The 14,081-nt window shown below is 71.0% G+C and carries 9 protein-coding genes; 4 read left to right on the top strand and 5 right to left on the bottom strand.

Annotated elements, in window-relative coordinates:
* Positions 1-70: 70 nt before the first annotated feature.
* A complete protein-coding gene (locus KBI44_17880; GenBank protein ID MBP9146353.1) occupies positions 71-640 on the top strand; it encodes a proprotein convertase P-domain-containing protein in 570 nt (189 codons plus the stop codon).
* A 179-nt stretch (positions 641-819) separates the two neighbouring features.
* Entirely contained in the window at positions 820-2,616 is a 1,797-nt protein-coding gene (locus KBI44_17875; GenBank protein MBP9146352.1) for a sulfatase-like hydrolase/transferase, read from the top strand.
* A 2-nt stretch (positions 2,617-2,618) separates the two neighbouring features.
* On the opposite strand, the gene KBI44_17870 is transcribed toward KBI44_17875, so the two are convergent.
* The 4 genes from KBI44_17870 to KBI44_17855 form a co-directional block, all read right to left on the bottom strand.
* On the bottom strand, positions 2,619-4,112 hold the full coding sequence (locus KBI44_17870) for a tetratricopeptide repeat protein (protein ID MBP9146351.1): 1,494 nt from the start codon (positions 4,110-4,112) through the stop codon (positions 2,619-2,621).
* Between the two features lie 16 nt (positions 4,113-4,128).
* On the bottom strand, positions 4,129-5,841 hold the full coding sequence (locus tag KBI44_17865) for a peptidyl-prolyl cis-trans isomerase (GenBank protein MBP9146350.1): 1,713 nt from the start codon (positions 5,839-5,841) through the stop codon (positions 4,129-4,131).
* A gap of 79 nt (positions 5,842-5,920) precedes the next feature.
* Complete coding sequence (locus tag KBI44_17860) at positions 5,921-7,666, bottom strand: hypothetical protein (protein ID MBP9146349.1); 1,746 nt, start codon at positions 7,664-7,666, stop codon at positions 5,921-5,923.
* The gene (locus tag KBI44_17855) at positions 7,663-8,715 is read right to left on the bottom strand and encodes a hypothetical protein (protein ID MBP9146348.1); all 1,053 of its coding nucleotides are present in this window, start codon (positions 8,713-8,715) and stop codon (positions 7,663-7,665) included. The genes KBI44_17860 and KBI44_17855 overlap by 4 nt, the downstream gene beginning before the upstream one ends.
* A 59-nt stretch (positions 8,716-8,774) precedes the next feature.
* On the opposite strand from KBI44_17855, the gene KBI44_17850 reads away from it, so the two are divergent.
* Positions 8,775-10,706: a glycosyltransferase family 39 protein gene (locus tag KBI44_17850; GenBank protein MBP9146347.1), complete on the top strand. Its 1,932-nt coding sequence runs from the start codon at positions 8,775-8,777 to the stop codon at positions 10,704-10,706.
* Positions 10,691-12,433 carry a hypothetical protein gene (locus KBI44_17845; protein ID MBP9146346.1) on the top strand — a complete coding sequence of 581 codons (1,743 nt, stop codon included), beginning with the start codon at positions 10,691-10,693 and terminating at the stop codon, positions 12,431-12,433. Before KBI44_17850 ends, KBI44_17845 begins: the two co-directional genes overlap by 16 nt.
* Here KBI44_17845 and KBI44_17840 read toward each other — a convergent pair.
* A partial coding sequence (locus KBI44_17840) for a hypothetical protein (GenBank protein ID MBP9146345.1) occupies positions 12,402-14,081 on the bottom strand: 1,680 nt, incomplete at its 5' end. The genes KBI44_17845 and KBI44_17840 overlap by 32 nt on opposite strands.

Genomic DNA, 14,081 nt, shown 5'->3' with positions numbered 1-14,081 from the left:
TCTCCGTCGTGCGCCGCGTCGGTTCACGATACTTTCAACGCAGGAAAGCAATCTCTGGAGCCTTGACCTCATGAAGACCCGCAATCTGTTCATCGCCGTCCTCGCCCTCGTGGTCGTCGCCTTCGGCGCCGCCCAGCTCTTCGCCGCCGTCACCGAGTCCAGCACCAACGTGCCGCTCGCCATTCCGGACAACGGCAACGCCAACAGCACCCTGAACTTCAGCGTCAACGGCACGATCACCGACGCCAACCTGACGGTCAACATCACTCACACCTGGGATTCGGACATCGCTCTCACGCTCTCCAGCCCGACCGTCGCAGGGCAGCTCCTTTGGTCGAACTGCGGCGGCAGCGGTGACAACCTCACCAATACGGTCATCGACAACGACGCAGCGGGCCTCGCGACCTGCACCTTCGCCGGTGCTCCGTACACGGGCTCGTTTCAGCCGACCACGGGCGCGGCGCCCGTGCCCGCCTCCGGCTCCATGAACGCCTTCGACACGACCCTTTCGGGCGGCGTCTGGACGCTCAACGTCGCCGACGACTCCTCGATCTGCACCGGCACGCTCAACGCCTGGTCGCTCACCCTCGACGGCGCCCCGCCGTTGCCGGTCGAGCTCATGAGCTTCGACGTCAATTGAGCCCGCTGCGCCGTTTCTGGCGCTCCGAGCGGATGGTTCAAGAAGGGCCTCTGGCACCGCGTGCCAGGGGCCCTTTCCCTTGCCGCGGCATCTCCGGAGGGCGCTTCGCGCTCGCCGCTGCGCTCGGCGCCACACTTGTCGCCGGCTGCTCCTCCGAACCACCGAGCGCTCCCGCTCCGGTGAACGTCCTGCTCATTTCGATCGACACGCTGCGCGCCGACCGTCTCGGCTGCTACGGCGCTGAAGCCGTCGAGACACCGGCGATCGACCGGCTGGCCGCCGAGGGTGTCCGGTTCGAGAACGCCTTTTCGCCGGTTCCGCTGACCCTGCCTGCCCACTGGACGATCCACACCGGCGTCGAGCCCTGGAACCACGGCGTAGTGGACAACGGAATGACGCTGCGCGAGAGCCCGGCGGCGACGCTCGCAGAGCGGTTTTCACAGGCGGGCTACGACACCGCGGCCTTCGTCGCCGCGTTCGTTCTCAATCGAGCCTTCGGCCTCGACCGCGGCTTCCGCCACTACGACGACGGTCCTGGGTCCGACGCGGAGCTCGATCAGCTCTTTCACTCGACCGCGCCAGCGGACGAGCGCGTCAGCCGGGCGCTCCACTGGCTGAGACGGCCGCGCAGTCAGCCGTTCTTTCTCTGGCTGCATCTCTACGACCCGCACTCGCCCTACGAGCCGCCGAGTGCCTTCCGCAAACTCTACGCAGACCGTCCCTACGACGGCGAGATCGCCTTCGTCGACATGCAATTGGCTCGTCTCCTGACGGCTCTCGAGAGCTCGCCGGAAGGCGCCAGGACGCTGATCGTGCTGCTTTCCGACCACGGTGAGAGCCTGGGCGAGCACGGCGAGCTGACCCATGGGATGCTCCTCTACGACGCCACCCTGCAGATTCCGCTCATCTTCCGGCTACCGTCCCAACTGCCTGCGGGCGCCGCACGGCCCGACGCGGTGACTCTCGCAGACGTCGCGCCGACGGTGCTCGCCCTCGCCGGTCTGCCCCCAGGCGAGCCCGTCGACGGAGTCGACCTGTTCGGTCCCACAGCGGTGCCCGCAAGGAAGCTCGGAGCGGTCTCGGAGATGCCGCGACGTCGCTTGGGTTGGGCAGCGCTCGCCGCTGTTCGCGAAGGCGCCTGGAAGTTCATCCTCGCACCGCGCGCCGAGCTCTTCCGCATCGCCGACGACCCGCGGGAGACGCTCGATCGACTGGAACGAGACCGTGCGGCGGCCGCGCCGCTCGAGCGTGAAGCGCGCCGGATCGCGACCCTGACGAGAAAGCAGTCCGAGAAGCTGGCTGCAACCGAAGCCGGCGCCGAAGAACAGGCGCGCATCGCGGCCCTCGGCTACATCAGCGGGCCGATCTCCGCGAAGACCCGCGGCGCCAATCCGCGCGACGCCATCGGCTTTCTGTCTGGGCTCGACCGCGCCAATCAACTTCTCGCCGCGCACCGGCTCGACGAGGCGAACGCCGCCTTCCTGGCCTACACGACCGTCGACAGGCCACCGATCGCTGCGTTCGAGGGCTTGGGGCGTATCGCCCGCCTGCAGGGTCGGAGCGGAGACGCAGAGCGGTACTTTGCCCGCCTCCTCGAGCTCGACCCGAGCTCGTTGACGGCTCTCGCCCAACTCGTCGTGCTGGCGCGCGAGCGCGGCGATCTCGGATCAGCGCTCGAACGTTCGCAGAGACTCGCCCGAATGGCACCGCACTCGGCCAGCGCGAGTCGCCTGTTCGCCGAAGCCCTGGCTCAAAGCGGCAAGCGGGCGGAGGCGGAGGCGGAGTGGCAACGAGGCCTCGGAGCGTCTCCCAACGCCGGCTGGCTGCGACTCTCCCTGGCGCGCTACCTTGCCGCTGAGCGACGATCGCGCGAGGCAGAAGCGGAGCTCGACCGCATCCTTGCCGATGAGGGGCATCCCGAAGATCTGATCGCCACGGCGCGAGCGATGGCCGAGGCGTTGCCCTCCGCCCCCTGAGCTCATGGGCTCTTTGCTTCGGCGCCGGCGCGTTCGCGCTCGTAGCAGGCCTGCATCGTGGGCCGATCACCCAATGCACGCGCCAACGCGAAGATCTCCCGGAGCTCGCCCGTACCGGCCGTGGCGACGATCGGCGCCGGCGTACCTTGGCGGTCCTGCTGCGCTACGGTCGCCACCCAAACGAGATAGGCGAGGTCCGCAGTTTCCGGGTACCGCTTGCGGCGCTGCGCGAGGGAAGTTGCCGCGTCTCCGCTCCGCTCTTCCAGCAGATCGAGCAGCGCGAGATAGCGCGTCGCTTCGACGGACGCCGGGCGGGCAGCGACGGCAACTTCGAGGTGCTCGCGCGCCGCGGCGCGGTCGCCGGCCTGGAGCTCCGCCCACCCGAGCAGCCAGCGGACGTCCGCATGCCCGGGGCGGCGGGCGAGCGCGGCGGAGAGCTGTTCTCGCGCCGCCGCCAGGTCACCCGCCGCGAGCGCCCTGACGCCGAGGCCGACGAGCTGCTCGAAGTCGCGCGCGCGGAGCGCCTCCGGCAGGCGCAGGAACAGGCCGCCGGCAAAGAGCGCCAGGAAGATCCAGGCCGCAGGCAGATAGCGCCGCGTCTCGGCGCGGCCGACCGCGGCCGGAATCTTCGCGGTCACCGCGCCGAGGATCGCCGCGGCGAGCGGCAGGCCGGTCCACAACTGGCGCCACTCGCGCAGCATTCCGAGCTGGGTCGCCGTCGTCAGTACGATCAGGCCGCCGCCGACGAGCACCGCTGGCCGCCAGCGCTCTCCGGCCGAAGCCGGCCACGGGCTGTCCGCGCTCCGGCTGCCGGGTGCGAAGGCGAGAGCTGCGACCGCAGCGATCAGCCCGACATGGACCAGATCGAAACCGGCGAGCGGCAGCGCCGTCGTGACCGGCGCCGTCAGGGCGTGGCCCGCCAGATGGAGCGGAAAGAACAAGAGGCCGGCGACGCGTTCGCCCAGTGGCGCGCGGCGACGCCAGAGCTCGAACGGCAGCAGGATGTCGAAGGCGACGAAGCCCCAATCGAGCAGCGCGATCGCCGGGAAACACAACAGCCCGGTGGCCGGGTGGCCGAGGCTCCACGACCACCAGCCCGCCGTCACCGCCGCCGACTCGACCGCGAGGCAGATCGCCGCCATCGCGAACCCGGCGACGAGAGCGGTGCCCCAGGCGTCCGCCGCACGGCCGAGACGGCGCAGGAGCCGGTCGGCGACATAGCCCGCCAGCGCGACGGCAGAGACCCAGCCGACGAGCTCCTGCAGCGGCACGCCACCGGCGGCGACCAGCGGCGTCACGATGCGATAGGGGGTGTCTGTGTGCGCCGCCGCGCTCAACAGGCCGATGGCGGTCGAGCGCAGCCAGCCGTAGGCCACGGCAGCGAGCACGAACGTCGCCGTGGCTGCACCACCCAGGTTCGCGCGGCGGTGCGCGAGCAGCAGAACGAGTGCAGTCGTCGAGAGAGCTGCGACCGCGAGCGGCGGCAGAGCGATCATCGCCGTGCGCGCCCGCTCAACCCTCGGGGAGGAGGATCGCCAGACCCGATTCGGCGACCAGGCGAGCCTGGATGGCCTCGATCCCGGCCGCTTCTTTCTCATTCCGGAGCGCCGTCTGAATCGCCGGCCGGGCGCTCTCCAGCGGCAACGTGCGGATCTCGCGCAGGCGAACGAAGGCGACGCCACGTCCCTCGAGCCGGCAGTCGGTCGAGCCCAGCGCGACGAGCGGCCCGTCGAGATAGAGGGCCGGAGTCACCTCTCCAGCGGCCAGATTCAGGACGGCCTTGCGCATCCGGATCGACTGCTGGCCCACCTGCTGGAGGTCGAAACCGTGAGCATCCCGGCAGATTCGCGCATCGGACTGCACCGGTGGGTCGAGCAACTGATCGAAGGGCCTTCCCGCCCGCAGTTCGGCCACGACCTTCTCGCCCGCCGCATAGACCTGGGCGACGCTTTCGCCGGACTGTGGAAAGAACAGCACATCCAGGCGGTAGTCGCGGAGGAAGAGGGTGCTCTCGCCGTTCTCGCGGTAGTAGCGGGCGACCTCCTCTTCGGTGGGCTCGACCGGAATCTCCGCGATCAACGCGGCGCGATAGGTATCGACCAGGGCCTGCCGGGTTGCTGCGGAGATCTCGCCCTCGAGCGCCGGGGTGAGCCCCTGCGCGCGGCGACGTGCCGCGAGAAGGCGGTTCTCCACCAACTCGCGCAGGAAAGCGCTGGCGCGCTCCGGGTGGACGACGGACAGAGGCCGCAAGGCGCGAAACTCCTCCGCGCTCACTTCGCCACCCTTCCAACGCGCCACCCAGCGCTCGCCCGGGCCTCCCGCTGCCATCAGGGTGCGGGGCGCCGCGAGCTCGACACCGGCCGCGTCGAGCTCCTGCTGGCGCAGGGCGCGCTCGGCAAGGGTGCGCGCTTCGCCGTCGAGCTCGTTGCGCACGGCGCGGCGGATCCCTTCGACGTCGAGCGGGCTGCCCGAACGGATGCCGTCGAGGCGAAACAGATGCAAGCCATCCTTCGCAGCGACGACCGGCGAGAGTCCGCCCTCCTGCAGGGCAAAGATCGCGTCCCCCGCGGCGCGCTGCAGGCTCTTGCGCATCGTCCACTCGATGCGGCCGCCAGCCCGGGCGTCCACCGAATCCGAATGGAGCTCTGCCAGCTCATTGAAGCCCTTGCCGCTCTTGAGCTCCGCAAGAATGCCCTGCATCTTCGCTTCGGCTGCCGACCGCGCTGCCGCGTCGGATTCCGCGGCACGAAGAAAGATGTGACTGAACTTCCTCGCCTCCTCGGGATGGACGCTCTGCAGCCGGCTCTCGACCGCCGCAGCGACGAGGCTGTCGGCGGCATGCACGTCGGCGACCGCGGTCGCCACGAAATCGGTGGCGAGGATCCTCTCGCCGTCCGCAGCCGCCTGGTACTGCACTTCCGGCCGCGATTCGTAGCCCTTGGCCTTCGCTTCGGCGACGAGCATCGCGAGCCGCACCCGCCGTTCGACGACCTTCCTCACCATGAGCTGGCGGGTCTCTGCGGCCACCGGTTTCGGCACCGACGCCAGCCGGTTCGCCAGCGCCGCCTGAATCTCCGATCTGAGGATCTCCCCTCCCGAGAAGCGGGCGACGACCGCCGCCGGATCGAGCTCTCGAGCGGGCTGGGATTCGGGAGCCTTGCTGCAACCCACCGGCAGGGCGAGGGTCGCCGACAGCAGACCGACCAGAGAGGCATTACGTTTCATTCAGGGACTCCATGAAAAGAAGCGCGGCGATTATAGCGGGGCGAGGAGTCGGCCACGGGGTCCGTGGGCCATGTTGCGCTCAAAGACGATAGCGGCCCCAGTCTGCGGCCGAGAACCGCACATGCGCCTGGCTCGCGAGCTGTCGCTTCGCCTCCTCCAGGGCCGGCAGCAGCTCGGGCTTGCGGCCCTCCCGGGCGAGGACCACGGCCGATTCGAGGAGGCGCCGCGCTGCCGAATCATCTCCAGTCTCCGCCGCGGCGGAGGCGAACGCCAGCAGCGCGGCGGGATCCTGAAAGCTCGTGGCGCGCGCGATCCGCTCAGCGAGCGCGAGCGCCTGCGCGCCGTCGCGCACGTCGCGCGACCCGCTCGTCGCCAGGACCATCGCCTCGAGGTACGGCAGCAGCATCGCGCCCGGCAACCGCTGCCGCCCGGCGCGCAGCACGGCAAGCGCCTCCGCGTCCTCCCCGCGCAGGAGGAGGGCCCGAGACAGAGCGCCGACCGGCGCCCAGGCTCGCGGCGCGGCCTCGACGGCGGCGCGGCAGAAGGTCACCTCGTCCCGCCAGAGAGCCACCTGAGAGCGCGTGGCCTTCGTCAGCGAACCGGCTACCGCCACGACGACGAGCGCCACCGCCACCTGCGCTGACAGCGACCGCAACCGGCTGCCGCGCAGCACGAGGCCGCCGACCAGCAGCGCGAGCGACAGACCGGCGAGGTAGGTGTAGCGATGCGCTGCGAGCTGCGGCCCGGCCTGGAAGAGCCCGCTCACCGGCAAGACGAAGAGCGTGAAGACCGCCAGGGACAACGCGACGTGCGGCCGGCGCCAACGCCACCAAGCACAGACCGCCAGCCCTAGCAGGGCGAGGAAGCCCGCTCCCCGCGCCGCGACAGCGGGATTCGCTGCGAAGGTCAGCAGGTCGGTGGTCGGAATCTGGAACGGTATGGCCAGCGGCGCGAAGGTCTTCTCGAGATAGAAGGAGAGACCGAAACCGGCCGCCAGGAGCCGGTGCTCGGGGCCCGCGACCTTCGACTCCGACATGACGGGCGCGATCGCCCAAAGGGTGACCGCAGCGACGAGCGCCGACAGGAAAAGGAAGGGCACCTTTTCGAGCAGCAGCGGACGCCAGGCATCAAGTCGCCAGCGGCGCGGATCGGGATCGAGGCGTCGCAGCGGCCCGAGATCGAGCGCGAGGAGCGCCCCCGGCAGGACCACCGCGAGACCTTTGGAGAGCAGCGCGGCAGCGAAAGCGGCGAGCGCGAGCACGTAGGCGGCCCACCGCCGCCCGCCCGTGCGCTCGACGTAGCGGAGATAGGCCTGCACGGTGAGCAGACAGAACAGGCCGCAGAGCAGGTCGCGGCGCTCGGTGATCCAGGCGACCGACTCGACGCGCAGCGGATGGAGGGCGAAGAAGGCCGCGGCGGCGAAAGCCGCGAGCGCAGCCCACACCGCGTAGGGCCGCCCCTCGGTCGGCGCCGGGCCGCCGACATCGGGCCGGCGAGAGAGCTGCAGCGCGAGGCCGAAGAGCAACAGGGCGTTCGCCAGGTGGAGCAGGAGATTGGTGCGATGGTAGCCGGCCGGGTTCATCCCATAAACGAGGAAGTCGGCTCCCAGAGTCATCCAGGACAACGGGATGTAGTGGCCGGCGAGCCGGGTGGTCCACATCCAGCGCAGGTTCTCCCAACCCAGGCCGCGATAGTGCTCGTTGCGGGTGAAATTGAGGCCGTCGTCGATCGGCGCCCAACCTTGACCGAGCGTCGGCAGGAAGGCGAAGAGCACCAGCGCCGCGAGCAAGGCGGCGGCGATGAGTGCCGCGGCGCTGCGACTCACGGCAGGAAGCCCTCCCGGCGCAGGAAGTCGGCGATGCCGCCGGCGGCGAGCCGGTGCTCGAGCGGCCGCCAATGCTCGCGGCGCTCGAACTCGGCTCCGAGTCGCGCGCGCTCGACGAAGAGCGGGCGCAGGGCGAGGCAAGGGACCCTCTCCCGCTCCGCGACCGCCGCCACGAACTGCTCTCCCGGCAGGGGCGCCGGATCCGCGACGCCCAACTCTCCCCACACCGGCAGCAGCACGATCCCCGGACGCGCGCCGGCGGCCCGCGCTTCGCGGAAGATCGCGGAGAGGATCGCGTCGGTCAGCCGGTCGGTCTCGCCGATGCGATCTCCCCAGCGCCAGAGGAGCCGCTCGCGCGCCATCCTCAGGAGGTCCAGAAAACGCGAGCCCCAGACGTGGGCGGCGAGAAACTCCGCCGGCGGCGGCACGGGCGTGCCGTGAAGCTCCAACCGGTCGCCCGCGATTCTGAACCAGGGCTTGGCGAAGCTGCGGAAGGCGAGCATATTGCGCATCGAGTCGTCGGTGACGTGGCCGACCAGGACGACGTCCGGCCGGTAGAGCGGCAGCGCTTCGCGCAGGTAGAGCAGCTCCTGATCGTGGCCGTAGCCGTGGACGCCGAAGTTCAGCACCTCGATCCCCGGGACCAGCAGCTCGAGCTGGTGGGCGAAAGTCTCGCCGTCGCTCACCTCTTCGCCGAAGGTGAAGGAGTCGCCGAAGATCGCGATGCGGGTCGTCCCGGGCGTCTTCTCGAACGGCACTTCCCGGGCACCGCGCAGACCGTGCGCGTCGGTATTCAGCCGCTTGCCGCCGAAAACCTCGAGGTTCCGGACGTTCGGGCCCACCGCCCAGCCGCGGATCGGGTGATGCACGTCGAAGGAGAAGGCATAGGGCGTTTCGCCGCCGCGATGGCGATTCACCCACCGCAGACGCCAGGAGGCCTCGTCGAAGGGCGAGGAGATCCGCGCCAGGACGCTCTCCGAATGCACCACCCAGCGTGCCACCCCCTCGAGCATCAGCGCGACCAGAAAGAGGAGGATCGCTCCGCGCACGAGAGCAGCGCGACGGCCGACGCGAGGCGCGGAGGTGGGGGGCGGAGTCGTCATTCGAGGTGCAAGCGAAGATAGTCTATTCGTTCATGCTCGAGCGTCTCGCCCCCTGGCTCGCCGCCCTGCTCCTGGCCTGCGCGGCGGGACTGGCGTGGAGCGCTGCGACGACCGACAGCGTGACGGTGGACGAACCGAGTCATCTCGTCGCCGGCTACTCGACCCTGGTCACCGGCGACTTCCGCCTCAGCCCCGACCACCCGCCGCTCGCGCGCTGGCTCCTCGCCCTGCCACTGATCTTTCAGCAAGTGCACTGGCCAGTAGCGGAGACGCCGGCCTGGCAGAGCGGCGACTTCCTGACGATTGGCAGAGAGTTCTACGAAACCTGGAACGACGGCCAGCGCCTGATCCGCTCCAGCCGAGCGGTCGCGATCGTCCTGTTCCTCGCCCTGGTTCTCACCGTCGGCGCGGCGACGCGCGAGCTCTTCGGCGGCGCCGGGGCGCTGCTCGCGATGACGGTGGTGGCGTTCGATCCGAACTGGCTGGCGCACGGTCATCTGGCAACGGCGGACGTGCCCTTTGCCCTCGCCGCCCTCCTCACCCTGCTCGCCGCCCAACGCTGGTTGAGCCGGCCCACGCTGCCGCGCTTGGCCCTTCTGGCCGCCGGTTTCTCCGCCTCCGCGCTGGTCAAGTTCTCCTGGCCGACGCTCGTCCCGGCGCTGGTCGCCATGGTGCTCGTCGCGCGCCCGGGCCGTGGGCGCTGGGCCACCTTCCGCACACTGGCCATCGCCGCCGGAGCGCTCGCGCTGGTTTCGCTGCTCGCCATCTGGGTGGCCTACGGTCTTCGCTTTCGGGCGACGGCTGCTGGAGAGGCGGATTTTCCCATGATGGTGCCGGGCGACTACGGCCAGCCGCCACCGCGGACACCCGCCGAGAGCTGGGAGGTCGTGCTGCACGATCCGTCGACCGGCTCGGATCGCCCCGGCCAGAGCGCGGCGCTCCTGCGCTTCGCCCATGCCCATCGCCTGCTGCCGGAGCCTTATCTCTTCGGCATCGCCTTCGTTCAGAAGAAGGCCCTGGGGCGCGCCGCCTACCTGCGCGGCGAGTACTCGAACCGCGGTTTCCTGTCCTATTTTCCCTGGGCGCTCGCCATCAAGACTCCCTTGCCGGCGCTCCTCCTGTTCGTGGGCGGGCTGGGGGCACTCGCGCTCCGCTGGCGACCTGGGACCCAAGGCCCGAATCCGCTCGCCGTCGGCCTCGGCGTCTTCGCCGCAGTCTATGGCTTCACTCTGCTGCGCAGCGGACTGAATCTGGGCTACCGCCACCTGCTCCCGGTCACCGCGGTGCTGGCGATCGCCGCGGGCGGGCTCGCCGCTGCTCGTGCTCCGCTGCGCTGGCGGCGCCCGCTGAGTGTCGCTGTCGGCCTGGCGCTCGCCTGGCTCGTCGCCGGCACGCTTCTCGCGGCACCCCACTGGATCGGCTATTTCAACGAAGCGGCCGGCGGCTGGCGCCAGGGGCACCGCTATCTCCTCGACAGCAACCTCGACTGGGGGCAGGACCTGCTGCGCCTGCGCACACGCCTCGCGAGGGAACCCGACGACCTGCCGGTCTGGCTCCTGCAGGCCGGACATCCACCCCTGCCGCGCGGCATGCAGGTGCGCTGGCTCTGGGGCGAAGGGAGCCACGCTCCGCACCCGGCGGCGATCGCCGGCGGGCTCTACGTGGTCAGCGCCAGCGATCTGCTCGGGCTCACGCGGCCGCTGGCGCGCGCCGAGAGCTGGCGGGACCCGCGTCTGATCGCGCGCTTCGAGCAGGCAGCCGCTACGGCTCGCGTCTCCACGGAGGTGAAGGCCGACGCGATCGACGACTTCGAGGCGCTGCGGCGACTGCGGCTGCTTTCGCGCCTGGCGCTGCGGCCCCCCGACGAACGCATCGGCACCTCGCTCTTTCTCTTCCGGCTGAGCGATGCGGAGGTCGCAGAGTGGACGACTCCCTGACCGCTTCGCCGCCCCCGGTCCGCGCGCCGCGCGCCGGCAGACTCGTGTTCCTCGCGGCCGCCGCGCTCCTCGCCGCCGCTACCCTCTGGGCGTACCTGCCGGTGCTCGACAACGGCTTCGTCTGGGACGACGGCGCCAACCTGATTGCGGCGCGCAGTCACTGGGATCGCGGCCTCGCTGGTGTCGCCTGGGCTTTCACGACGCCGTTCTTCGGGCACTACCAGCCGCTCACCTGGATGTCGTACCAGCTGGACGCCCTCCTCTCCGGGGCGACGCCGCGTGGCGTGCACGCCACCAATCTCGTTCTCCACCTGCTGGCGAGCGTACTGGTCGGTGCCCTCGCCGGGTGGTTCGCGCGCCGGAGTCTCGACCCGCTCGAGGCGCGCGACCGCTCCGTTCGGTGCGCGATCGCGAGCCTCTTGAGTGCCGGGCTCTTCGCTCTCCATCCGATTCATGTCGAAACCGTGGCCTGGGCGACCGAGCGCCGCGACGCGCTGTCCACGGTGCTGGTGCTCGCCGCCGTGCTGCTGCACCTCACCACCAGCCCGCCGGACGCCGCGCCTTCGCGCTTTCGCGGCCTCGTGGCGCTGCTGCACGCCCTCGCGGCGCTGGCGCGCGCGCAGATGAGTCTGCCGTTCGTGCTGCTGGCGCTCGACGTCTGGCCGCTCGGCCGGGCCGCCCGGACGCCCGGCGCGGGTCGTCCTTGGCGGCAGCTCGTCGCCGAGAAGAGCCTGTCGTTCGCGGTCGCCGCCACGTCGGCGGCGGCGGCGTTGTGGGCCCAGGCGAGCTCGGGCGCGCTCACCTCGGCAAGCGAGCACGGCCTGCTCGACCGCCTGGTGCAGGCGGGCTACGGCTTCGCCTTCTACCCTGCGGCCCTGGTCTTCCGCCCCTCCTGGCTGCCGCTCTACGAACGGCCCTCTCCGTTCGATCCGTTCGCCGCGCGCTATCTCTTGCCGGCCCTCGCTGCCGTCGCAGCGATCGTCGCACTGGCCCTGCTGCGCCGCCGCCTGCCGGCGCTCACCACGGCCGCCGGTGCCTACCTCCTGCTCGTGCTGCCGGTCGCAGGCCTCGCCCAGTCGGGGATCCAACTGGTCGCCGATCGCTACGCCTACCTCGCCACCATCCCTTTGCTGCTCTTCGTCGCCTGCGTCACGGCTCGATGGCTGCAGGGCGCCGCTCGTTTGCCGGCGCGGATCGTCGCCGCGATCTCGCTGCTTGCGCTCCTCGCTCTGGCTGCCGCGGCGACACACCGTCAGGCGAAAGTCTGGCGCGACGACGAGAGCCTCTGGCGGCACGTGCTCGCGCACTCGGGCAGCTGCCTGGCCGACAACAACCTCGGCCAGATCCTCCTGGCGCGCGGCGAGTCGGGGCCGGCGCTCCTCCATCTCGTGAGAGCGCTCGAAAGGGTGCCCTCCTATCCGCGTCCCTGGCGGGCGATCGTCGTCATCCTCGAGGCACCGTGGCCGGCGGAAGCCCCGCCGAGAGAGTGGGTCGCAGCGATTCTCGAGCGCGCCGCGACGCACTCTCCGGACCCGACGCGTGCGACCTACGCTGCGGCGCTCGCCTGGCTGCGGGCCGGCGAGACGGCACGGGCGCGGACGAAGCTGCGGCAGGTTCTCGCGGTTGAGCCGGGCCACGAGGGAGCGCGCCTGGCGCTCGCCGGGCTCGACTCCGCCGCGCCGTCGAGCCGTCCGCTCACCGCGCCAGTTTCTCCAGCTCGGCCCTGATCTCCGGCGAGGAGACGAGCGAGAGGCCGCGCCGCGCGGCCGCGGCGGCCTCGGCCGTCCGGCCGAGCTCGGCCAGCAGGGAGGCCTCGCGCACCGCCATCGCGGCATCCTGTGGCGCGAGCGCGGCGGCACGGTGAATGGCAGCCAGCGCCTCCTCGCGGCGGCCCTGCTGGCGCAGCAGAATTGCCCGTTGCGTCCACAGCAGCGGATCCTCCGGAAATCGCACCAGAGCCTGCGCCAACGTCGCGTCGGCGCCGGCGAGATCGCCGCCACGAGCCTGCACGACGACGAGATTCCGCCAGCCGGGCAGGTACCCCGGGTTGCGCTCGACGAGTCCGCTGAGGATCGCGCGCGCCGTCGAAAGGTCGTTGCGGCGAACCGCGAGCAACGCCTGGCGCAGCCGCGGCAGCTGGGCGCGCGGATCGAGCTCGACCGACCGCTGCAGCGCTTCGGCCGCTGCCGCGAGCTCCCCCGCGTCGGCGCGCAGGCGCGCCCATTCGACCCAGGCCGTGGAGCTCGCGGGATCGGCGCGGATCGCAGCGGACCAGAAGCGCTCCTCGCTGGCGAACGGCCGCATCGCCGCGAGCGAGAGTCCGGCGAGAGTCACCGCCAACGCCATCCATAGCAGTGCTCGCCAACGCCATGCAGCCGCTTCGAGTGGCAGCAGGAGCGCCAGCGCCCAAGCGAGCCCGAGGCTCGGCAACAGGAGATAGCGGTCCATCACCATCCACTCCGGATTGACCGCCCAGAGCGCCAACACGGGAGCGAGCCAGGCCGCCATCCAGGCGAGCGGCCGGGCGAGGGCAGGCCAGCGACGGCGCACGCCGTAGGCCGCGGCCAGCAGCACGAGGAGCCCACTCGCGGCGCCGAGACTCGGGGCGCTGAGCGCCGCCGCTACCGGCCGCGCCGGATGAAGGAGAAAGAGCCCGACCGGCCAGACGAGGTCTCGGGCGTAGGCGAGGAGTGCGACCGGGATGCTGGCCAGGGCCTCCGGCATCGCCGGCGCGGTCGGAAACGGATGCGCGAGGCCCCCCAGCACCGACCAGCGGTAGGCAAGATAGACACCCGCCACGGCCAGCAGCGTCAGGAGCTCGGCGCGCGGTCGTCGCGTCGATGAATCGTCTGCTGCCGCCGGGATCCAGCCCAGGGCCTCGGCGCCGACGAAGAGGAGCAGTCCTACCGCCGGCTCTTTCGCCAGGAGCGCAAGAGCGAAGGCGCCACCGAGAAGAGCCAGCGGCGCCCAGCTCGCCTTCGGCCAGCGCAGCGATCGGCGATAGGCGAGAAAGGCGACCAGCGCCGTCACGCCGAAAAGCAGGTCCTGCAGGCCGGAAACCCAGGCAGTGGACTGCACGTGCGAGGGATGCAGCGCGAAGAGCAGCGCCGCCGCGAGCGCCGTCGCGGCGCCCATTCCCTCGCGCCGCAGCAGAAGGAACGCCAGGCCGGCGAGCAAGCCGTGCAGGACGATCGCCGTCGCGTGCCAGCCGAGCGGTGCGTCGAGGAAGAGGCGGTGGAGGACCGAAGCGCCGGCGATGAAGAGCGGCCGCAGGTAGTTCGTCGCCGGCGCCTCGCTGGTGCGGGCGTTGGCGTCGAGGTCGGTGGTGAAGATCTCGCCGAGCCCGCGCGGCGATTGCACGATCGGGTTGTCGAT

The organism is Thermoanaerobaculia bacterium, from assembly GCA_018057705.1.
Lineage (GTDB): Bacteria > Acidobacteriota > Thermoanaerobaculia > Multivoradales > JAGPDF01 > JAGPDF01.
Note: the sequence above shows the minus strand (reverse complement) of the source record. Positions and strands in the feature narration are given on the sequence as shown.